Consider the following 23,134-nt stretch of genomic DNA (forward strand, 5'->3'; position numbering starts at 1 on the left):
GATTGGTATTCTTCTCGGTATGTTTTTAATTATTTTCTAAAATCAGGCAGACACTAGCATACATGTTCTGCTGCCGTTCAGCTTATTGTTATAAGGTATTGATTGTACAGATTTTGTCTGCCGCAGTGTATAGCGAGCCTGCCGGATGATCTGCGGAGCAATCGAGATTGGATCTACAGCAGGATCGAGGAGCAGTCGCACCATATCTTCGGCCTGTCCATTACGAAAAGCAGACAGATAGCTGCGCAATAATTTCTGATCCTGTTTATCAGGCAACGGGAGAGCAACATCATCGTCTGATTCGATTTGCTCGCGCATAGATCGCACAACAGCACGCGCACGATGAAGTGCGGCCTTGACCGCACCTTCGGTGGTATCCAGTATACGGGCAGTCTCTGCTGCCGGGTACCCAAACAAATCGCGGAGTACAAAAACAGCATGCTGCCACGGAGATAGCTGATGCAGCAGAAGGGCGGCGGCCCACTCGGATTCCAGCCGCTGATAGCCTGCATCGCTATGGCAATCCAGTTGATCTGCAGAATTTTGCAGCAAAATCTGCTTGTGTTGCCAGGTCGTACGTCGTCGTAAAATATCGATCCATAGATTGCGTGCGGTACGCAGCATATAGGCTTCCCGGTTTATGTGCTGTATCGCTGTTGATTCTGTGAGCAGTGAGATCGTTTTCAGACAGGTCTCCTGTACCAGATCTTCTGCATCCCAGGCAGAACGGGTAAGATGCAGACAGTATTTGTACAGACTGTGCATCAGTGATTGTAGTTCCTGCTGATCGGAAAAAGAAGTGATCGTATCATCCATACCAGCATAAGGTATGTCAGAGCGGGGATTAGGCAGGACAGATGCTTCTATTTTGCCATTTGTATCAGAATAAGCCGAAGACATATTCCATGAGGTGCTGCTGTGGACAGGCTGTATGGAAATGCTGGCGGATTCCGAATCAGAATATGTATTGCCTGAAGTAGTATCCGAATAACAGGAATGCTGTGAATGACTTGCTGCCGCAGGAGCAGTGGAGTGTACAAAGGCCATAATGGGGCCCTCCTTTGTTTGTTCCAAGTAAAATAAAACGAAATTATCCAGTAATCCGGTACTGGAAAGGATGCATAACGTCGTGTTCAGCAGATCATGCAGTACAATAGACAGATACATTTTGCGTAATCCGTACCGTTGTTTCCAAAGATCACATAGGCGTACCGTACCTCTCTATCTATTCCAGTGCTTCTGCTGATATGATGTAAACGAATAAAACCGGTCAAAGGATACGCTCTTCTACCAGCCATACCGGAAAATGTGGATCCAGCCGAGGACGGCGATGATTAGCAATACCAACGGTATAATACTTATGCGCAGGATACGCGGGATCTTTAACCAATAACGAAAAAGCTTCCAGCTGATTTGGTTATCATCTTTTTTATGGTTTTTTCCCTCCCTGTGGAAATTCTGTTACTATTATAACATCGATTTCCAGATCTGTTTGAAAGCTGATTTCAAAAATTGACTGCCTATACAAGAGCAACTGCAACACAGGAACAGCTATAAAAATGTATGTGAAACAGCAATATAGGTACGCCTGATGTATTGGTGCATGTTCATTTACTTCTGGTTAATAATTGAAATAGAGGGTAGACGATATCTACTGCCCATAGGAAAAAGGAAACAACAAAATGGTGAAGATAGTACGTAGAGCCTTTGGCTGAACGATTATTCACCGGCGCGGGGTAATCTTGGGGAGGTAGTGACTATGTCGTTGGCCAAAAGAATACATATTGTGGGAGCACCCGGCAGCGGCAAAACCGAGCTGGCTGCGAGGCTGTCTGAGCGATTGGATATACCCAACTATTCGCTGGAATCCGTCCTTTGGAACAATGAAGGCAAAAAAAGACGTCGCAACACACCGGTTGTACGGCAGCGTATGCTGCTGGATATTATCGGCAGGGATGAATGGATCGTGGAAGGGAATTTGATGGAATGGCTTATTCCGAGCTTTGCGCTGGCAGACCAGATCATTTTCCTGACACCTCATCCATTTGTACGGGATGGCAGAATGCTGCAGCGTTTTCTAAGGCAGAAAATTGGCACAGACCCGGATCGGGATCGCTTGAATGTAATAGGGCTGATTGACCGGTTATATTGGAATCACCGGTTTGAATATGAGTCTAAGCCTGCTATTCTTAAGGTCGCCGAACCCTACAAACATAAACTGATTGTAACCCGTCAGGTAGACTGAATATTTGCGCAGCTATATTCTGCCTGTCCAGCAATCACCACAGCTCCGGCATCTGCCGGTGCTTTTTCACATGTATCGACAGAAAAAAGCCGGGTGAATGCCCCCGGCTGATTTTTTGTATTCTTCGATTATTCCTCGTATCGCTTCAGTACAATTACAGCATTATGACCACCAAATCCAAAGGAGTTCGACAAACCGATCTGCATATTGGCTTTGCGTGCCGTATGAGGCACGTAGTCCAGGTCACAAGCAGGATCGGGATGTTCCAGATTGATAGTAGGCGGAATCAGGCCATGGCGCAGCGTCTGTACAAGCGCGATTGCTTCTGCACCGCCTGCTGCGCCGAGCATATGGCCGGTGATTGACTTATTTGCAGTGACAGGCAGTTTGTAGGCATGTTCGCCAAATAGCTGCCGGATAGCCAATGTCTCCGAGATATCACCGATCACAGTACTTGTAGCATGTGCACTGATGACATCTACCTGCTCCGGTGTAATGCGCGCATTAGCCAGTGCTGTTTTCATCGCCAGCAGTGCACCTCGACCTTCGGGGTGGGTAGCGACCATATGATAGGCATCCGAGCTGGCGCCGTAGCCGATTACTTCTGCATAGATGGGAGCCTGGCGGCTCAAAGCATGACTGAGAGATTCCAGCACGACAATACCGGCCCCCTCGGACATTACAAATCCGTCACGGTCTTGGTCAAAAGGACGACTGGCAGCCTCCGGTGCATCATTGCGGGTGGATACCGCTGTTGCATTGCCAAAGCTGGCAAGAGAAACTTCATTGGTCGCCGATTCGGTGCCCCCTGCAATAATCACATCGGCATCTCCAGCGCGAATCATACGCATCGCTTCTCCAATCGCGGTATTGCCGATTGAACAGGCTGTAACCGGTGCGAGCGTTGGTCCCCAGCTACCAATTCGTATACTGATCATGGCTGCAGCACTATTGGCAATCATCGAAGGTACAAGTGTCGGACTGACTCGCTCCGGCCCGCGCTGCAGCAGAGTCTGATGCTGATCCAACAGCGATTGAATTCCACCAATGCCTGAACCGACATAGACACCGACACGCTCCCGGTTAACCTGATTCATATCAAGACCGGCATCCTGTATCGCCTGATCCGCTGCCGCTATAGCAAACTGGGTAAAGCGATCCATCCGGCGTGCTTCTTTGCGGCCGAACAGAGCATCCGCATCAAAGTCCTGCACTACACCTGCAATAGTACTTTTATATCGTTGGGTATCAAAAGCATCAATAGAACGTATGCCTGATTGGCCACTGCTCAATTGCTGCCAGAACGTATCTACATTATTTCCGATGGGGGAAACAATACCCATCCCTGTAATCACTACTCGTTCCATACGGCTTCCTCCTTGTAGCTGTATTGATTGCTATATGTATTTTTGCATGTAAATTATCCTATTACAAGTTAGCATTTATCCTAGTATAATAAGTAACAGGTTTATTCAAATGTATTCACCGAGGAGGAGTTATGAACCATCAGGCCCGTTTACTAGCCTTGTCGGCTTTTCTTAAATCCCAGCGTTCCAAAATTCTGCCTACATCGGTAGGACTTACCGCAGGTACAAGGCGTCGTACACCCGGTCTGCGGCGGGAAGAGGTAGCTCAGCTCGCGGGAGTAAGTACTACCTGGTACACCTGGTTGGAGCAGGGAAGAGATATCCAGGTGTCTGCTTCGGTACTGGAGAATGTAGCTGCTGCCCTGCAATTGAACTCGGATGAACGGCGTTACCTGTTCTCGCTGGCACTCGATAAAGGGCATGGTGTAACGCCTATTGCCGAAGAGCTGCCGCATATCTCCCCGTCATTGACCAAAATACTGGAGCAGCTCAAATATTGCCCAACTATCGTCTCCGACAGACATTGCCAGATCGTCGGCTGGAATGAGGCAGCACAGCATGTATTTCTGGATTTCGAGCAAATTCCCGAATCGCAGCGCAATATGATCAGTCTGCTGTTTGCCCGCAAGGAATTTCGCAGACTCGCTGTGAACTGGGATGATTTTGCCGGTGATTTTCTGTCTATTTTCCGTGCTTACTATGGGCAGTATGTAGAGGATGAATGGTATGAGCAGTTTTTAAATGAAATGATGAGTCTGTATCCGGATTTTCGCTCATTATGGCAGCACAGCAAAGTCAGCTCGGCGCCGCAGGTCGTGATTGAATTCCGTCATGCCCGTGGAGGCAAGATGCTGTTCGAATTGACGTCGCTGGTCGTACAGGGAAGTGGGGATCTGCGCTGCAGCATTTATACGCCTGTACAGGATTCGGCGACAGAGGTGAAGCTGATGGCATTAATGGAACGAAGCAGGGAAGCGGATATGCAGTAATCTGTCTGCCGTTGGGTACAGCTATCAGATGTAGTACAATAGGGAAATATAGAAATAGTCCGTATGCCAAATAGTCTGGATCAATATAGAGCCGGACTGTCCCATGAATACGCTATCCATCTATGGAATTTATCATAAGATGCGCCTTACCATTGTGCAGGTGCATGTAATCAGAACAGGAGCTGCCGTCTATGCAGATTATGCAGAATTTATCTTCCCATATTAATTATCTTACTCCCTACCAGGAAACGGATCGTCCTATTTTGGCGGCTGTTACAGGTACCCGTTCAACCTTGTTGATCGATGCAGGGAACTCCGCGAGTCATATCCAGCTGTTTATCGATCAGTTGGTGAAGCTCGATATTTCTCCCCGCTGGCTGGTGCTGACCCATTGGCATTGGGATCATGTATTTGGCATGAATCAGGCGAATACCACCATTATTGCCCAGACTCTGACAACGCAGCATATCAAGGAAATGCAGCAGCTGTCTTGGACAGACGAAGAGTTGGACCGGCGTGTGGAGGAAGGTACCGAAATTGCTTTTTGCGCTGATGCTATCAAAAAGGAATTTGGCGAAGAACGCGATATTCTGCTGCCCACACCGGATATTACCTTTGACCGCAAGCTGGAGCTGGATCTTGGACGTGTGCATTGTATTATCGAGCATGTAGGTGGAGATCATTCTGCCGATTCCTCGATTATCTATATCCAGGAAGACAAAGTACTGTTCCTCGGGGATGCATTATATCCGAATATTCATGTAACGCCCAACTGCTATACGCCAGCAACTACGCTGAAGTTGATTCAGTCGCTGCGTAAGTATGATGCCGATACGGTAGTATTGTCTCATCACGCAGAGATCTGGGATGCCGAGCGATTCGAACAGGAACTGGTACTGCTGGAGCGTACAGCACTGCTGGTACAGAATGCAGAGAATGACCGGGACAGCACAGCCAGACTGCTGCAAGAACAATATGGCAGAGAGCTCAGTGAATATGAGCAAGAGACTATTGATCTGTTTATCAGCGGTCGGGCTATGGAAGCGCATATCTAATTGATTCACGAAAAACACCCTGTCCGGTTAATCGGTACAGGGTGTTTGAGTATTCGTAGAGTAGCAGCGATAAGACATTTTGAGCAGGCACAGCAAGCGGATTCACTGTTCAGGGATAAGATTGCATCCGATTAACGTGGCATCCGGCGTAAAGCAGCCTGAGCTTCGGCATCCCGGAAAATATGCAGTTTGCCATTCTCCACCATTCGCATCCGCGGTCCGGTGAATCCACGCTTGATCAGCTGCTTGCGCATATATAGCATCAGCGCCCAGTGACTGACTACCAGCACATGCTCGGCATCCGAAGACAGGATAACATCCAGCGCACGGTCGATTCGTGCTTCCGTCTCGGCGACCATGCGTTTATAGCGCCGACTCAGTAGAGGAGCGATCCGGGCAAACACAGCCCAGCCAATAAACGGAAAACGCAGCTCGGTCTGAAAGGTAGGCGGTGTAATCTCTCGCAGTTCGGGCATAATAATAATTTCTCCGGGGTAAATATACTGAGCTGTTTTGAGCGCTCTGGGCAGATCACTGGCAAAACATTTCTCCCAATTCAGGCCCAGCAGATCCGTCTGACCTTCCTCGATGTCGGCAACATCATACTCTTCCAGCCAGGTGACCAGCTCGCGAACCGTCACCATCTGCCGAATGGGGAATTCCTTATTCACTTTGAAATGGCGGACAAGCCCTATAGTCTTCATCACGAGTCTGGTGTAACTCCTTATCGTTATTATGTTACAATATAGCTTGTTGGATCGGTTCAAATAAGTCAAGATTCCGATTCATGACTACAAAGTTAATAATCGGCAGTTACTATGGTATACATGCTATTCCTATACATTGTATACCCTTTTTGGCAAATGCCGAATTGTTTTGGAGAAAGGAAGATCATACCATGAGTCAGTGGGAATATAAAACATTAAAATTACCGGCAGCCGGTTTTGTAAATGGACGGGTCGATGACCGTCTTCTTCAGGAAGAGTTGAATAATCTCGGCTTTGACGGTTGGGAGCTGGTATCGTCCTTTGATACGAGCACAAGTCAGGGCGATCTCGGAGAAGTCGTTCTTATTTTCAAACGCAGCGCTCTTCTGGATTAATCGGAATTACATAGTCAGCGATACCGGCAGTCTACATATCGCCATGGATAGAAAACGGAGAGATTGGTTTAAGTTAGGAAGAAGGAGGCTTGCATATGATAGGAACATGGATCGAGGAAATCAAGTCCATTTTGAGACCGGAACTGAACAGTCTGGAAGACTTTCTGCTGCCACCTGCCGGAGATGTGGAGATTGCTCAGGCAGAACAGGCAATAGGAGTGACATTTCCGGATGAATTAAAGCAGCTCTATCATATTCACAACGGGGAATCCCGCAACGGTCCCGGCCTTTTCTTTGGACTTCAGTTTTTGAGTCTGGATGATATGGTGAGCGAATGGAAAATCTGGTCGGATCTGCAGCCGGAGTATCAGGAGCTTGGCGATCATTATTCGATTCCATCGGGCTGGATCAAAGAGCAGTATATCAACAAAGGCTGGCTGCCTTTCTGTCACGATGGCGGAGGCAATCATCTCGGGATCGATCTGGACCCGGCTGAAAAAGGCATAGCAGGGCAAATTATCAACTTTGGCCGGGATGAGGAAATGAAGCATGTGATTGCGCCAAGTCTCGGCGAGTTTATCCATTTCATGCGGGATACGGTGCGTGAAGGGAATTATACGGTTGTGGAAGAAGAGGGCATGGGATACTGGATGTATGGACGGAATGAACAATCCCGTCTGCTCAGGGATGCACAGATGTATGCCATGGGTCACATTATGCAGCAGTCCGAAGGGCAGGAGAGCGAACAGCTGGATACCTGGTTTGCGAGTCTGGACCCAATCTGGCGCAATCTGATAACAGAAGGTTATGGAGATGCAGCGTCGTTTGTTTCAGCCCATCAGATTTATTTGCCTGATGCGCAGTTGAGTGATATTCGTCCGCTGTCTCGCTGCACCCAGGTGCGTGAGCTGCTGCTGAACCGTAATGAGATCGAGGATATTACGCCGCTAGCCCACTGCCGAGAACTGAAAAAGCTGCATCTGTTCCGTAATCCGGTACGTGATCTGTCGCCGCTGCAGAATTTGCCTTATCTGCAGATTTTGAATATTGAGGACACCCAGGTGCAAGACCTGAAGCCGCTGACCAATCTGTCACGTCTATCTGAGCTGGATTGCCGTGGTACAGCCGTGCAGGATTATTCCTCACTTGCTCAATTGACGACGCTGCACAAGCTGGCAATCTCGGCACCGACCCGTCAGGCAGCTGCATTTATCGCCAGCCTGCCGAAGCTATGCGAACTGACTATTCTCGGAGCTGATGAATGGGAGGAAGAAGACTGGGAGCAGCTGGGGCGTATGCTACCGCTGCGCAAGCTGTATATCGGCGCGCTGCACAAGCCACATATCCACTATCTGAGCAGTTACAGTCAATTGGAGTGTCTTACTCTGTATGATTCCCAGATCGAGGATATTTCCGCTCTGGCCGATCTGCCAGCACTCAAAGAGCTCAAGCTAATGGAAGGCTGCAGTATCGGTAATCTGGAATCGATAGGCGGCTCGGTGACACTGGAAAAGTTCACCGGAACATTTGCCCAATTTGAATTACTCAAGGATGCTTTTGCTCAATACGTGAATTTCTCGCAAATGATCGGAGAAATGACCGATGAGCAGCAGGATATATGGATACGTCATACCCGCTGATCTTACAGATTGGATTGCAGGGCAGGCCATTTTGTGCGGATCTCTATTCAGCCTGCTTATTTAGTGGACATCAGGCTATAAGCAACAGTTGCCGGAGCATTGTAGATGCTTCGGCTTTTTGTGATATATACAAGCTATGATTTCGAGAAGGAGAGCAGAACGTGACACTCATGAAAAGAATGACATATTCATTTTCATTATTTTGCAAAAATCCATGTTAACAAGAATGAAAATAAAGTCGAATTCAAGCAAATGAAAGTAAAACGGAGCAAAATAGAGGTTCGGATAGATAAAAAATTAATAATTGTTGTACAGGAACATCTGTGAACCATCAAGGTTCATTTTGCCTTTTCTTTCACCTTTACAGTTAGCAAGGACAGGCGTAATATACATTTCAGGATTTAGAGATTCACAGATTTGGACAACCAATCTGGGATCGGCGGCTGCTGTAAATGGCAGTCATTATAATTGGGTTTTATATTCTGTAATTGCTGAGTTTCCGGGATAACCGGAAAACGGGGGAACCAATCAAGCGGGAGTACTGGCGGTGTGAGAGCCACCATATGTACCGCAAGGGGTGAATCCTTTTGGCCGATCACCATGGTATCGGTCTGAAGGTAGGGCGACTCTCACCGCCCGAATCCGACAGCTAACCTCGTAAGCGCAGATGGAGAGGGAGTGTAGGACTTGTGCCATTCATGACACAGGGTATAGAAACTCTGTGTTTTATTATGCTCCGAGCAGCATACAGGAAAACGTCACAACGCTTAGTTTCCATTGAACATGGAAAGCGGGGGAACCAAACGTCATAGTAATCTGCGAACTGAGTACAGTTCATACTGCCTATGACACGGGGTGAATTCCGGAACCTTCCGGAACGGGCAATCTTCCAGCCCGAACCCGACAGCTAACCTCGTCAGCGTATCAGGGAGAACTTATATCCGGCTTATAACAGATTGCGAAGCTTGTTTGGTGCTGCATGAATTGGATGCACCGACAGGACGGGCAGCTGTCAGGAAGCCTGGAGAAAAGTTCTGCTTTTCTCCAGGCTTCTTTTTTTGCGCCAATTTTGGCTGTTAGTACAGGATCAACTATTTATAATACGCATAACAACGTGTTGGTAATATTATATTTATAGCGTAATAAACGGCTGGCAGGCGAAGAAAATAAACGTTACAGACAAATGATGCCTGCTGCAGGCCGTGGATAGGGATCCGAACTTATTATGAAGGAGCAACGAAACTATGCTGGACATTATGATGATTGTATTGGTAATACTCATCGCATTCGCACTTGGAGGACTGGCAGAATGGTCATCCCGAGTCATTGGAGAAAGAGGGAATGACAAGTGACCTGGTTATTATGGATCATTATTGCTGGTTTGCTGGTGTATCTGTGTTATGCCTTGATTTATCCGGAAAAATTTTAAATAGGCAGGAGAGAGCGTTGTGAGTATTCTTCCATATATCGGCATTGTAGTAACCCTGATTATTGTTATTTTATTGGCTCGTCCGATGGGCGGCTATATTGCACGGGCATTTGATTATACGCCTGGACGACTGGATCGCTGGTTCGGTCCGCTGGAAAAAGGAATTTACCGTATTGGTGGTATCCGTCAGGAGAATCAGACATGGAAGCAGTATGCAGCGGCCGTATTGATTAGCAACACGGTGTTATTGCTGGTGGTTTATCTGATTTTCCGTGTACAGGACAAGCTGCCGCTGAATCCGGCAGGTATCGGAGCGATGAGCCCGGATCTAGCTTTCAACACAGCTGTGAGTTTTATGACCAATACGAACCTTCAGCATTATAGCGGGGAAAGCGGATTATCGTTATTCTCGCAGATGACAGCTATCGTGTTTATGATGTTTGTCTCACCAGCTACAGGTATTGCCGTAGCGATTGCCTTTATTCGTGGACTGGCAGGCAAGCCACTGGGGAATTTCTTCGTCGATCTGACACGGGCATTGACTCGTATTCTGCTCCCGCTGGCATGTGTCGCAGCCATAATCTTGATCGGTCTTGGCGTACCACAGACGTTCCAGACCGGAGTGACAGCACAGACACTGGAAGGAGCACAGCAGCAGATTGCTACAGGACCAATGGGGACTTTCCTGGCAATCAAGGAGCTTGGTAACAATGGTGGGGGCTTTATGGGAGCCAACTCCGCACATCCGTTTGAAAACCCGGGCGGCATCAGTAATATGCTGCAAATTATTCTGATGATGCTGGTGCCGGTATCACTGCCATTTACATATGGCAAAATGGTTGGCAACAACAAACAGGGCCGTGTATTGTTCGTATCCATGATGATGATGTTCATTGTTATGTTGAGCGTCTCGCTGGTCAGTGAGCACCAGGGTAACCCGTTGATTCAACAGGCAGGTATCCAGCAGGGCACCGGATCGATGGAAGGCAAGGAAGTACGGATTGGTGTGGAGCAATCTTCTTTCTATTCGGTTGTAACGACCGCATCGGAGACAGGTGCTGTCAATACAATGCATGATACATTGACACCAATCGCAGGCATGGTCGCTATAGGCAATATGATGCTAAATACCGTCTTTGGCGGTTCAGGAGTCGGTGTGCTCAATGTACTGATGTACGCCATTATCGCGGTCTTCCTGTCCGGACTGATGGTTGGACGAACACCGGAGTTCCTGGGGCGCAAAATTGAAGGCAGAGAGATGAAGCTGATTGCAGTGACGCTGCTGATCCAGCCGCTGCTGATTCTGGCACCAACCGCTATTGCACTCATGGCGTATCCGGATACCATTTCGAATCCGGGCTATCATGGGTTGACCCAGGTGCTGTACGAATTTACTTCCTCGGCAGCCAACAATGGTTCGGGCTTTGAAGGATTGGGCGATAATACGATATTCTGGAATGTATCGACAGGTGCCGTTATGTTTATTGCACGCTATTTTTCAATGGTAACTTTGCTGGCAGTAGCCGGATCGCTGCTGATGAAAAAGCCTGTACCCGAGACGAGCGGAACATTGCGTACCGATCAGCCGCTGTTTGGTCTGGTATTTGTCGTGGCTGTAGTTATCGTAGGTGCATTAACCTTTTTCCCGGCACTGGTACTGGGACCGATTGCGGAACAGCTAACTTTGTAAAAAGATGGAGAGGCTGCAGCCAGGAGAATAACCGACGTGATCACTTGGCCGCAATTCTTCATTATAGGACAGCAGTTTATCTGCGCTAATAAAATAAAGCATCGCGAAAATAGAGACATTTCAAGTGGAGGAATCAGCAATGAAAAATCAAGCTTCCGTGATGAACCGGGAACTGATTAGTAAAGCTTTACAGCAATCGGTCATAAAGTTAAATCCCAGATTAATGATGAAAAATCCGGTCATGTTTGTAGTTGAAGTAGGTCTGATCATCAGTATTTTACTGATTTTTGTTCCCAATGCGTTTGGAGAATCGGTATCGACCGGCTTCAATATAGCAGTAGCTGTTATTTTACTGTTCACCATACTGTTTGCCAACTTTGCCGAAGCACTGGCAGAAGGACGGGGCAAAGCCCAGGCAGATTCTCTCAAAAAGACCAAAAAGGAAATTATGGCTCATCGGGTCGATGGCGACAAAGTAATGGAAGTGCCTTCTACCGATCTGCGCAAAGGCGATATTGTACGAGTATCCCAGGGAGAGATGATTCCTGGAGACGGTGAAGTTATTAAGGGACTGGCATCAGTAGACGAATCTGCTATTACCGGTGAATCGGCTCCAGTCATCAAGGAAGCAGGGGGAGACTTCAGCTCGGTGACCGGAGGGACAATGGTCATCAGTGACGAGATTATGATACGTATTACAAGTGACCCCGGCGAATCCTTTATGGATCGGATGATCAGTCTGGTCGAGGGTGCCGAGCGCCAGAAGACACCTAATGAAATTGCGTTAAACACAGTATTGATAAGCCTAACTATTATCTTTTTGATGGTAGTTGTCACTTTGCCTTTTATGGCCAATTATCTGGAGATTGATCTGGCGGTTCCGGTGCTGATTGCTCTGCTGGTTTGTCTGATCCCAACAACAATCGGTGGTCTGCTGTCTGCTATCGGGATTGCCGGTATGGACAGGGTTACACGATTTAATGTACTGGCTATGTCAGGGAAAGCTGTCGAAGCTTCCGGTGATATCAACACGATTATTCTGGACAAAACAGGTACGATCACCTACGGTAACCGGATGGCGAGCGAATTTGTACCGACAGATGAACATACTGCACAGGAGGTAGGATACTGGGCAGCGATCAGCTCAACCTACGATGAGACACCAGAGGGACGATCCGTACTGGAACTTATGAAAAAGCAGGCCTGGACTTACGATCAGGAATTGGGGATGGGTGCGGAAATTATCGAGTTCCGGGCAGAGACGCGCATGAGCGGTCTGAATCTGCCGGATGGCCGCAAAGTGCGTAAGGGAGCTGTTGATGCAGTCAAAAACTGGGTAACCGAGCAAGGAGGAACGATTCCTCCTTCCCTGCAGGCTAATAGCGATGCTATCGCTTCGGCAGGAGGTACACCATTGGCAGTAGCGGTGGATCATACGATCTATGGATTGATCTATCTCAAGGATACGGTCAAAGCAGGCATGAAAGAACGTTTTGAACAGATGCGCAGCATGGGTATCAAGACGATTATGTGTACCGGTGATAATCCGCTGACTGCTGCAACGATAGCACGGGAAGCAGGGGTCGATGATTATATCGCCGAAAGTACCCCTGAGGACAAAATTGCTGTGATTCGCCGTGAACAGGCAGAAGGCAAGCTGGTCGCTATGACCGGAGACGGTACAAATGATGCTCCGGCATTGGCGCAGGCCGATGTAGGGATTGCAATGAACAGCGGTACGGTAGCAGCCAAGGAAGCTGCCAATATGATCGATCTGGACTCTGATCCTTCCAAAATTATCGAAGTAGTAGCGATCGGAAAACAGCTGCTTATGACACGCGGCAGTCTGACCACATTCAGTATTGCCAATGATATTGCCAAATATTTTGCGATTATTCCGGCTATGTTCATGGTGGCTATTCCGCAGATGCAGCTGCTAAATGTAATGAATCTGCATTCACCCACTTCGGCGATTCTGTCGGCACTGATTTTCAATGCGGTCATTATTCCGATTCTGATTCCGCTGGCGATGAAAGGGGTCGCCTACAAGCCGATGAGTTCCAGCCGGCTGCTGCAGCGTAACTTGTTTATTTATGGATTTGGCGGTGTAGTCGTACCTTTTATCGGGATCAAGGTTATTGATTTGCTGATCCAGTGGTTTGTCTAGGATGGATCTGAGCTTTTTCATATCGCTTTCGTATATACATGAGCAAGATTAACCGCCTATTCGGAAAGGAAAGAATAAACGTGAAAAATGTATGGATTACATTACGTACGAGTGCAATACTTTTTGTTCTGTGCTGTGTACTGTACCAGCTTGCTATTACCGGAATTGCCAAAGTTGCCATGCCGCATCAAGCGGCAGGCAGCCTCGTATATAACAGCAACCAGGATGTGGTTGGTTCAGAGCTGATTGGGCAATCTTTTACCGATCCGCACTATTTTCAGGGACGGGTATCCAGCATCGACTACAATGCCAATGGCTCGGGCTCCCCGAACTATGCACCGTCCAATCCGGATCTGATCAAACGGATCGAAGAATCGGTAACTACCTGGCAGAAGCAAAATCCGGATGTGCCTGTATCTGCCCTACCTGTTGATCTGGTTACCAATTCCGGTTCCGGTCTTGACCCGGATATTACTCCGCAGGCAGCAGCAGCCCAGATTCCGCGTATCAGCCAGCTGACCGGTCTGAAAACCGAACAGCTGCAATCGCTGGTACAGGAAAATACAACGTCTGCGCAGCTGGGTATTTTCGGTGAACCCGCTGTTAACGTACTCAAGCTGAATCTGGCTGTTCAGCAGCTGCGTACCCAATCATGAGCACCTTTCGGCGCAAGACACCGGAAGAGCTGCTGCAAATGATCGCCAAGCTGCATCATGGCAAACTCAAAGTCTATATCGGAGCCGTCAGCGGCTCCGGTAAGACTTATCATATGCTGCGGGACGGTCAACTGCTCAAGCAGGAAGGAATCGATGTGGCAATGTGTGCCGTATCTACACTTCGCCGACCCGAGACCGTGCAGCAGCTGGGAGACCTGGAGCGAATCGCGAGTATTCACTGGAGCAGGACAGAGGATGATGGACAGCAGACCGAGCAAAAGGATCTGAATATTGAACAAATCGTCAGCCGCAATCCGGAAGTGCTGCTGGTGGATCATCTTGCCCATCGCAATCGGCCGGAAGCCAAATATGCTACGCGGTGGGAAGATATTCAGTATTTACTGCAGCATGGTATCAGTATCATGGTTACGGTCAATGTGTATGAGCTGGAGGGAGTAGCAGAGCTGGCACGGCAGTATATTGGTCGTGAAGTCAAATGTACGGTCCCTGCCAATGTACTGGAGCAGGCGGATGAAGTTCGTCTGATTGATGTAACGCCGGAGGTAATCCTCCAGCGTTATTTTGCCGGTCATTTGAATAACAGTGCTGACCGCGATTATTTTGAGCGTGGTAATCTGGCTGTCCTGCGTGAACTGGCACTGCGTACGGTAGCCGAAGGGGTAGGCGGTACCCTGGAAAAGCATCGTGCCGAGCAGGGATTGACCGGGCCGACCGGTATTGCAGAACGAATCATGGTTTCGGCCCAATATCATTGGAACGGATCGATCTATATCCGGCGGGGACAGCAGATTGCCAGACGACTTAGCGGCGATCTGCTTGTCGTTTCCTTTCGTAATTCCAACCGCAAGCTGACGAGAGAAGAGCAGACATTCAAAAGTGCATTTCAGGAGCTTACCCGGCAGATCGGCGGCGTTTTCGAGGAAGTTCCGATTCGTTCGCGGCGGATGCTGCCCAGACAGATGGTGCACTATGCCCGCGAACATCAGGTTACCCGTATCGTGCTGGGACATTCACGTCAGAACCGCTGGCAGGAAATAATAAACCGGTCTGTAATTAACGGTCTGCTGCTGTATACACGGGATATCGATATTTTCCTAATGGCAGATCGTGCCGAGCAGGAGGGAGAGCGTATTCTGCCAGCCCGTACCGGCGCAGTCAAAAGAAACGAGGTCTACCGGCGTCTACCTTCCGAAGAAATCGAACGGAAAATCGATCAGATCAAACGAGGAACATTCAAAGTTTATGTAGGTGCAGCCCCAGGTGTAGGCAAAACGTATACGATGCTGCGAGAAGGCAATGAGCTGCTGAGACAGGGGATTGATGTAGTCATTGGATTGCTGGAGACGCATGGACGACAGGAGACGGCTGCCCAATCAGCTACACTGCCGATGATTCCCAAATGCAAAATCGCCTATGGCGATCGACAGCTGGAAGAAATGGATCTTGATGCGGTACTTGCACGTAATCCCGAAGTGGCACTGATTGATGAACTTGCCCATACAAATGTACCGGGAAGCCGTAACAGCAAGCGGTATGAGGATATCAGGGAATTGCTGGAAGCAGGAATCTCGGTTATTTCCACTGTAAATATTCAGCATCTGGAAAGTCTCAATGATGCTGTTGAACAGATCACCGGAATCCGCGTCCGTGAGACCGTTCCCGATTCGATTCTGCATCTGGCAGACGAAGTTGAGTTGATTGATGTGACGCCGCAGACCTTGCAGCAGCGGCTGGAAGAAGGCAAAATCTATGCAGCTGCCAAAGTAGAGCAGGCGATGAATCATTTTTTCAAACTGGGCAATCTGATTGCACTACGCGAGCTGGCACTGCGTGAAGTTGCCGATGATGTAGATGATCGTCTCGAATCCTGGGAACGCATAGACTCCTTGCGCGGGCCATGGCATCGTGAGGAAATTATATTCGTCGGAGTCAAGCTGGATCATGAAGCGGAACGACTGATCCGAAGAGGATTCCGTATTGCCTATCGGCTAAAAGCCCGGCTGATCGTTACGTACATTCATATGGGAAGCCCGCAGTCATTGACCGGAGAGTCTGCTCTCAAAGCAGACAAGTTCGACAAGCTGACTACACGGCTCGGCGGTGAATTCAATATTCAGTACGAACCTGGTTGTAAAGGGCTGACGCATCTGGCGCGCGTTATTAACGAAGAGGCCCAAAAGCATCAGGCTACGCAAATGCTTCTGGGCCAATCCAGTACCCCCCGCTGGAAACGATGGGGTAAAGAGTCTATTTTACGAAAAGTGCTTCGTTATGCGCGTAATATGGATATTTTGGTCGTAGCCGACAGAGATTAAACATCTGATGGCTGCGACTTTTTTGAATCAGGAATTCAGGGAGTCCGGGCCGTGCTGTCCGTAATGGTTCTCATACCTGCGCAGTACCTCGGCGATTTGGTCAGCAGACAATGGTTCAGTCAGGTATTCATTCAGACTGGTCTGCAGCAGCTGATATTGCTCATTTTTGCGCTCTTTATCGACGATTCCGATCCAATACGGCTGCACGCCATCCGGAAGAGGATGAACCGATCGATTATCCTGCAGCAGCTGATCGAATTCTTTGCCAGCTACCGGAAGATCTATAAATATAATGTGATACGCAGATTTTTTTATACTTTCGGCAAGCTGCTGGTTGCTCGTTACATCAGCTGTATATCCTAGATTAAGCAATAATTTTTGCAGCTGATTCCCGCTGGCGATAGATTCTCTGGCAATCAGAATATTAAGTGGCGAACGAAGTTGAATACGTTTATTCTGTGCAACCGTCTCTGTCAGCGCCACCGCCGATTCTTCAGGGCGAAAACTAGCTGTAAAGCAGAAACATGTTCCACGAGTCGGTAATGATTCGATCCAGATATGCCCATTCATCAGTTCGACCAGACTTTTACTGATAGCTAGTCCCAGACCGGTACCCTCTGTAGTCCGGGTAATATGATTATCCAGTTGGTGAAAAGGCTGGAATAAATAATCCATTTTGTCGGCCGGTATACCTATACCGCTGTCTGTTACACTAAATTGGATAAGTAGCGGATCGATACTGTTATCCAGCAGCCGAGCGGCAATCTTGATACTGCCGTCTATCGTGAATTTAATAGCATTACTGATCAGATTGAGCAGCACTTGACGCAGACGTTTGGGATCACCAAGCAGCCATTCCGGAATACGAGGATGAATGGATAGACTGACTTCTAGATTTTTTTCTTTAGCCCGTACCAGCATGAGATCCAGTGTCTCCGCCATCAGATGATAAATATTAAAAGGCTCTTCCACCAATGTAGTTTTGCCCGCTTCGATTTTGGAGAAATCAAGAATATCATTGATAATAGCCAGCAGAGATTGACCGCTTTTGGCAATGATCTGTACGTATTCACGATGCTGTTCGCTCAGATCCGGCGAATCTAGCAGCAATTGGGTCATTCCGATCACGCCATTCATCGGCGTACGAATTTCATGGCTCATCATTGCCAGAAATTCGCTTTTAGCCCGTACGGTCTGCTCCACAATCTGCTGCTCTACCAGCCCTTCCGGAGTCTTGTCCTGCTGACTAGAATTCAAAGTAGCAAGGGATTGATCGGGTTCTCCTTTGTCAGAAGCCGATGGAGCAGTGTAGAGAGGAGAAGGGACAAGCTCCTGATCCGTCATAAGATACGGATAATTCCGCATAAGCTGAAGCTGGGCTGCCGCCGACACTTGATTGGCGTCCCGCGCGCATATACATACTTTTTTGGCAAAAGTCTCTATTGTGCCTGACCATTCATCACATGATGAATAAGAATCATAGGCAGTTGCTGTGTCTGCTTGTTCCTGCCGCACCCACATATACACAGGCAGCAGCTGATCGTCCTCGGATGAACAAAGATGATTTGTAAAATAATCAAAAAGCGGATCAAAAGGAGCATCCGGAGAAAATGTTCTGCAGGATGCTTGATCAATATGATAGACAAGGCCATGTCGAGTGCTCATCCATTCCGGCTGTAACCTGTCGATCGCCTGGCTGTAGATAGCATGATCTTCAGCGATCAGTACATAGCTACGCTGCTCCAGTCCGGCTTTTATAAAAGAAACCAGACGGTCAAGGTAAGAAGACCAATCATTATACATATAAAGGATATGACTGCTGCGGTTAGCATTTAACAATTCATGTAATTGTTGGGGTTCGGTAGTCATGTCACACTCCAGATTGTCGTTCGTAATTTCATCTCGTCTATTAGTTATAACATATTTTGTATAATTACAGATGGGAAAATGGTTATTATTTACATAATAATCATAAATAAAGCCTATTAACAAAATATTCGGAGTATCGTGTCACGTTTTGAAGAGAGAAAATAGCTACAGTTCATGAAGTTATTAAGCAGATATAGTTATGTTACAGACTGCTGGTTGGGTTGCTTTTATCAACCGTTATATTACCAGTAGTAGTACGTATATGCATATAGTGCTGACCGGAGGAAGGTGAAGAAGGGAGCTTGATCTTGCCTGTATCTGACTGAATATCGTATTTCCCTGCAGTCGGCAGACTATCATGTACCTGTACGTTGCCGGAACGTGTCTTGATATTCAGTATATCCGCATGGATCGGTGTAATCTCCACATCACCGGATTTTGATTCGATTTGCCCTTCACCATCCAGACGCTCGATATGCAGCTGGCCCGAACCAGTAAAGGAGCGAGTCCGGCCAATCGCCTGATTGACACGTATATTGCCGGAGCTGGATTCCATATTCAGCTGGCTGCCATGCCACTGCTGAACCAGAATATCACCGGACGAAGTATACAGCTGGGTCTGTCCTTTCAGCTGCTGGGCTTTGATACGCCCCGAACCACTATGGACAATAATACGATCAGCCGTTACGTCGGTAAGATTGGTCTGAGAGGAAGATAATTGAAATTCGGCCGATTCCATATGACGTGGATCAGCGAGATATACCGTAATATATTGAACATGGGCAGGAGAACTGCTGCTCCATATATTTCCGAGATAATGAGGCTGCTTCAACTGTAGATGAAGCGTCTGCTGATATATATTCAATTGTTGCAGCTGACTGATCGTATAGGGGGACAGATCGCCGTGCAGTTGCACACTATCCTTGCCATCTGTACTGGGTTCAAATTCCACCGCAATCTCATAATCAGAGTCAATCTGCAGGTGTTTAAGCTCCCCTGGCTGTGCAGACCATCTCTGTGTATGAGCTGTTCCCGGTCTGGATATATAATTCATATACAATAGCCAACTGATAGCGCCGATCACAATAAGTACAATGATCAAGCTGCCCATAACTATTTTGCGGTTAAGTCGAATAGTCGTCATAGTGTACATTCCTCCTCGCAGCCGATAGTGGATAATAAAATTATAACCTATGTATCGTTACATTATTGAACGCGGACTAGTATAGCACTCGTTATTATGGATCACAAGTTGCAGAAAAAAAGCATATAAAAAGCCTTTTCCCCATACAAGGAAAAGGCTGATATTTAAAATGTATGAAAAGGTGCTTAAATTGTTATATTACAGGCCAGAGCGCAGTCCCAGATTATTCATCATGGCATCTGTCCATTGACCGGTTGCATAATAATTAATGCTGGTTACTTGCGGCTGGTTAGCACGGAGTCCATTATACAGATTGGTAGCAGTATTGGTATCAATAATGATATCAACAGCAGGAATCAGTGTTTTGTCAGTTGCTTTGGCTTTGGTGCTGGCAAGAATACCCGTAGAATTATAAATCCAGTCTACCGAATGACCCAGACCACTATAGTTTGCTTTCGGCAGCAGGAAGTCTACATATTGACTGAACAGGGCAATATCCTGACCGGAATTGGCTTGGTCCGGCGAAGCAGTGAAAACACCCACAGCAAGCTCTGGCTTGATCGTTTTTACATCAGTACTGATCGACTGGATGTAGGAAGCCATTTGTTGGGCTTTCCAATTGTTCCATTGTGCAATTTTGCCGCTGCTGCTGCTTTTCGTAAAGTCGATATCTCTAGGATCAAAACTGTTCGATTGACGGAAAGCATTAATGGTAGAAGTATTCATATCTACGCGTTCGTTATCAAAATCCAGACCGCTGATTACGATACCGTCAATATTATAGTTCTGTACGACTTCTTTGATTATAGAGCGTTCGTACTGCTGAACGGCTGGCTCAAACACGTTAATATGATTTTCTGTACCGATGTAACCATTATAGGAAGAAATTTTGCCGTTATCGTCAATTGTACGCATTTGCCAGGATGAGTTAAGATCGATAGCAGCTTTGTCCTGAGCTTGTGGTACCCATGCACGTACTTTGATACCATATTCGTGAGCTTTGTCGATCACAGCAGATAGAGCATCAAAGCTGTCGTAACCAATAGCTTCGGGCACGATCTCACTATTGTAAAAAGCAAAACCGGAATTACCATTAACATCACTGTCCTGTTTGACACTCATGTTAATCACTGATACATGATTACGGGCAGCTTTTATAATGAAGGAATTTACATCATCTGCATTACGGAAATTAGCTTCAGTCTGCACGGTGATTTCGTTGGTTAATGGTGTAACAGGAGCAGCTGTCTCAGCCGCATTGACAGTAGAAGCCTGCCAAGGCATGATAGTCAGCGCCAGCAAAGCAGCGGAGAGGGAATAAGCTAGTTTTTTCATTTCGGGTCGGTCCTTTCGTGAATCCGTTGTGTTTTGGTGTATTATTGCTATGCCGATTCTTTATTACTTTTTGTAACTATACCATTATAATATGAATAATTAATGAACGGTAACGACGTTACTATAAGATAGAAGAAGCTGCAGCTTGCAAAAGCGATCATACTTTGTAAAAAGTCGACTTGTATCCAACAGGAAGACAAATTTCGCAAAATATACCCTGCTTTGATTAGGTATACTATATATTACGTATCCTAATCATAAAATGTTTCACTTTTTTGACTGTAAATTAAAATTATTTTTCGGAATAGACATGAAATTTTCACAAATTCATCGTAACAAAACAAATTTCAAGCAGAAAATGCACAAGAAGATTGTTATCTGCATATCAGAATTCGTCAAATTTTAACTTGCTGCGAAAACATGGTAATGTATATATAGGTTTTATACCCAATATCAAAGGGTATTCTAGCTAACCGGATTACAGATACAGATAGATGTACCACTATACTTAAGGAATTGAAAGGAAATACTTATGAAAACAGCTAAAATGGTATTATCGATTGGAATGACAGCATTATTAAGCCTGCCTTTGGCGACCGCTTATGCGGAGAGTGCTACTGCAGCAAATCAGGAATCATCGTCTTCAACTGCTGCATCGCAGGGGATAAACGCTGCTTTTTTCCAGCAGCAAAAACAGGCGGTTATTCGTGATATGGCGGGCAGTTCTGTAAATGGATCGACAGAATCGAATACTGCCGGTTCAACAGCCCAGGCAAGCGAAGCGAAACAGCTGCTGAATGCGGATTATACGTATATGACCGTAACGGGTGAAGTATACAGCTCCAAACGAGGCTATCTGGGTGCTGCCAAACGTGATGATGAAATCAACAATTCTACTACTGTTACCCAGTTTAACCCGAATAATACGTTCCCGGTGAATCAGATTAATGGTGGAACAACAGGAGCATTTGAACGTCGTCAGCTCGACTTTGAAGGTTTTGACAGTATTACTTCCGATATTACACTGCCTGCTGTAAGCGGTCTGGGTGAAGGGGAGCAGCCGTGGGTTTATTATGGCTTTGATTCCGAGCGAGGCCCTTCGATTGAAGGAGGTTATTCCTACCAGACCGGTACACACCGCTGGCTGCCTTATATCCGCTCTAATGGATTCTACTATGGAGACTCTTCTGTGCAAAAGTATGATGGCAACCAGATTAAAAGCGTCAAGTTCTATCTGGCCAAAACAGTCAGTACCGATACGTATTATAATGCCTACTTTGTCGTCGATAATTCCCAGATCCTGATCGCGCCAACCAAATGGATGGATAGCGACACTGATTCGACTTCTGTCAAAAGAGTGACATCTATTGCCAAAAAAGCATTTGATGGCAACAATATACAGGGAACAACCATGAATCAGCGTTACGAGAATGTACAGGTATCACGCTTTAATGAAGAGCAGGCTTATCCATGGAGTCAATATACCGAATATACAGAGCAGCGTAATGGTAAATGGTATGGCACGCTCGATAACTCACCTGCTTATGTACATCGCAACTGGATCAACAGCTCGATTTTCAAATCAAGCAATTAAGGAAAAGAACAGGCTGATTATACAGTTTGCCATATAATTGTAAGCCATAAGCGCAAGTACAAGATAATAGTCACCAAAAAGGACAGACTGGCATAAATGCTGCCATGTCTGTCCTTTTTGGTATAGATTTTGAAATTTGCTTCTTTTAATAAAGTTTTCTGCTATCCATTGCTAGGAATTGTCTCGATCAACTCCAGATGAACATCCACCGTATCGCTGTCCTTCTCCAGCCGGGGAACCGAAGTGAAATAGTTGTGAACAGCTGCCTGGAATTGCAGCTGACGATCAGGCACCTGAACTTCTACCGTTGGATGGTATAGAAGAGTTGTTACATCATGATATTCCTGCCCGCCGGTAATTACAAAATCAAATGAAATCCATTTACGTTCCGGCTCACTGGAATTCCCGGAAGGAGAAAAAAGTTTGTCCTCGTACTGAGTCGCCTGAATCTCCAGATCGCCCAGCCGGATTAACACAGGGGTATCGGAATGAGTCATAAGAAGGTTACCTCCTCGG

Annotated in this window: 18 protein-coding genes and 2 riboswitches; of the genes, 11 read left to right on the forward strand and 7 right to left on the reverse strand. The window is 46.9% G+C overall.

What is annotated here, in order from left to right; genetic code table 11:
* Nucleotides 1–42 precede the first annotated feature (42 nt).
* The gene (locus AR543_RS12980) at nt 43–1,047 is read right to left on the reverse strand and encodes an RNA polymerase sigma factor (protein WP_060534922.1); all 1,005 of its coding nucleotides are present in this window, start codon (nt 1,045–1,047) and stop codon (nt 43–45) included.
* Nucleotides 1,048–1,759: 712 nt separating this feature from the next.
* Between AR543_RS12980 and AR543_RS12985 the strand changes: the two genes are divergently transcribed.
* Nucleotides 1,760–2,245 carry a P-loop NTPase family protein gene (locus AR543_RS12985; protein WP_060534923.1) on the forward strand — a complete coding sequence of 162 codons (486 nt, stop codon included), beginning with the start codon at nt 1,760–1,762 and terminating at the stop codon, nt 2,243–2,245.
* A 128-nt stretch (nt 2,246–2,373) separates the two neighbouring features.
* On the opposite strand, the gene fabF is transcribed toward AR543_RS12985, so the two are convergent.
* Nucleotides 2,374–3,612: a beta-ketoacyl-ACP synthase II gene (gene fabF / locus AR543_RS12990; protein ID WP_060534924.1), complete on the reverse strand. Its 1,239-nt coding sequence runs from the start codon at nt 3,610–3,612 to the stop codon at nt 2,374–2,376.
* Nucleotides 3,613–3,743: 131 nt separating this feature from the next.
* Here fabF and AR543_RS12995 point away from each other — a divergent pair, with 131 nt between their 5' ends.
* Together AR543_RS12995 and AR543_RS13000 are read left to right on the forward strand one after the other, a co-directional pair.
* Nucleotides 3,744–4,601: a helix-turn-helix transcriptional regulator gene (locus AR543_RS12995; protein ID WP_060534925.1), complete on the forward strand. Its 858-nt coding sequence runs from the start codon at nt 3,744–3,746 to the stop codon at nt 4,599–4,601.
* 191 nt (nt 4,602–4,792) lie between these two features.
* The gene (locus AR543_RS13000) at nt 4,793–5,656 is read left to right on the forward strand and encodes an MBL fold metallo-hydrolase (protein ID WP_060534926.1); all 864 of its coding nucleotides are present in this window, start codon (nt 4,793–4,795) and stop codon (nt 5,654–5,656) included.
* A 131-nt stretch (nt 5,657–5,787) separates the two neighbouring features.
* Here AR543_RS13000 and AR543_RS13005 read toward each other — a convergent pair whose 3' ends face one another.
* Complete coding sequence (locus AR543_RS13005; RefSeq protein WP_060534927.1) at nt 5,788–6,360, reverse strand: histidine phosphatase family protein; 573 nt, start codon at nt 6,358–6,360, stop codon at nt 5,788–5,790.
* Between the two features lie 194 nt (nt 6,361–6,554).
* Here AR543_RS13005 and AR543_RS13010 point away from each other — a divergent pair, with 194 nt between their 5' ends.
* The 7 genes from AR543_RS13010 to AR543_RS13040 all read left to right on the forward strand — a co-directional run bounded on the left by AR543_RS13010 (nt 6,555) and on the right by AR543_RS13040 (nt 16,676).
* Nucleotides 6,555–6,758 carry a DUF4177 domain-containing protein gene (locus AR543_RS13010; RefSeq protein WP_060534928.1) on the forward strand — a complete coding sequence of 68 codons (204 nt, stop codon included), beginning with the start codon at nt 6,555–6,557 and terminating at the stop codon, nt 6,756–6,758.
* A 95-nt stretch (nt 6,759–6,853) separates the two neighbouring features.
* Nucleotides 6,854–8,398: an SMI1/KNR4 family protein gene (locus AR543_RS13015; RefSeq protein WP_060534929.1), complete on the forward strand. Its 1,545-nt coding sequence runs from the start codon at nt 6,854–6,856 to the stop codon at nt 8,396–8,398.
* Nucleotides 8,399–8,877: 479 nt separating this feature from the next.
* A riboswitch (cyclic di-AMP (ydaO/yuaA leader) is annotated at nt 8,878–9,078 on the forward strand.
* Between the two features lie 74 nt (nt 9,079–9,152).
* Nucleotides 9,153–9,335, forward strand: a riboswitch (cyclic di-AMP (ydaO/yuaA leader).
* A 411-nt stretch (nt 9,336–9,746) separates the two neighbouring features.
* Entirely contained in the window at nt 9,747–9,827 is an 81-nt protein-coding gene (kdpF, locus tag AR543_RS25060; RefSeq protein ID WP_064505584.1) for a K(+)-transporting ATPase subunit F, read from the forward strand.
* Nucleotides 9,828–9,846: 19 nt separating this feature from the next.
* Entirely contained in the window at nt 9,847–11,517 is a 1,671-nt protein-coding gene (gene kdpA / locus AR543_RS13025) for a potassium-transporting ATPase subunit KdpA (RefSeq protein ID WP_082472223.1), read from the forward strand.
* Between the two features lie 139 nt (nt 11,518–11,656).
* On the forward strand, nt 11,657–13,684 hold the full coding sequence (gene kdpB, locus AR543_RS13030; protein WP_060534930.1) for a potassium-transporting ATPase subunit KdpB: 2,028 nt from the start codon (nt 11,657–11,659) through the stop codon (nt 13,682–13,684).
* An 80-nt stretch (nt 13,685–13,764) separates the two neighbouring features.
* Nucleotides 13,765–14,340 carry a potassium-transporting ATPase subunit KdpC gene (kdpC, locus tag AR543_RS13035; RefSeq protein WP_082472224.1) on the forward strand — a complete coding sequence of 192 codons (576 nt, stop codon included), beginning with the start codon at nt 13,765–13,767 and terminating at the stop codon, nt 14,338–14,340.
* On the forward strand, nt 14,337–16,676 hold the full coding sequence (locus tag AR543_RS13040; RefSeq protein WP_060534932.1) for a histidine kinase: 2,340 nt from the start codon (nt 14,337–14,339) through the stop codon (nt 16,674–16,676). The genes kdpC and AR543_RS13040 overlap by 4 nt, the downstream gene beginning before the upstream one ends.
* 27 nt (nt 16,677–16,703) lie before the next feature.
* Here the strand turns inward: AR543_RS13040 and AR543_RS13045 are convergent, their stop codons facing one another.
* The 3 genes from AR543_RS13045 to AR543_RS13055 form a co-directional block, all read right to left on the reverse strand.
* Nucleotides 16,704–18,545, reverse strand: coding sequence for an ATP-binding protein (locus AR543_RS13045; RefSeq protein ID WP_060534933.1), 1,842 nt, complete (start codon nt 18,543–18,545; stop codon nt 16,704–16,706).
* Nucleotides 18,546–18,747: 202 nt separating this feature from the next.
* Nucleotides 18,748–19,689 carry a DUF4097 family beta strand repeat-containing protein gene (locus tag AR543_RS13050; RefSeq protein WP_060534934.1) on the reverse strand — a complete coding sequence of 314 codons (942 nt, stop codon included), beginning with the start codon at nt 19,687–19,689 and terminating at the stop codon, nt 18,748–18,750.
* Between the two features lie 198 nt (nt 19,690–19,887).
* A complete protein-coding gene (locus AR543_RS13055) occupies nt 19,888–21,024 on the reverse strand; it encodes a family 10 glycosylhydrolase (protein ID WP_060534935.1) in 1,137 nt (378 codons plus the stop codon).
* Between the two features lie 532 nt (nt 21,025–21,556).
* Here AR543_RS13055 and AR543_RS13060 point away from each other — a divergent pair.
* The gene (locus AR543_RS13060) at nt 21,557–22,618 is read left to right on the forward strand and encodes a hypothetical protein (RefSeq protein ID WP_060534936.1); all 1,062 of its coding nucleotides are present in this window, start codon (nt 21,557–21,559) and stop codon (nt 22,616–22,618) included.
* 161 nt (nt 22,619–22,779) lie between these two features.
* On the opposite strand, the gene AR543_RS13065 is transcribed toward AR543_RS13060, so the two are convergent.
* Nucleotides 22,780–23,115: a DUF3219 family protein gene (locus AR543_RS13065; protein WP_060534937.1), complete on the reverse strand. Its 336-nt coding sequence runs from the start codon at nt 23,113–23,115 to the stop codon at nt 22,780–22,782.
* Between the last annotated feature and the right edge of the window lie 19 nt (nt 23,116–23,134).

The organism is Paenibacillus bovis, assembly GCF_001421015.2.
Taxonomy (GTDB): Bacteria; Bacillota; Bacilli; order Paenibacillales; family Paenibacillaceae; genus Saccharibacillus; species Saccharibacillus bovis.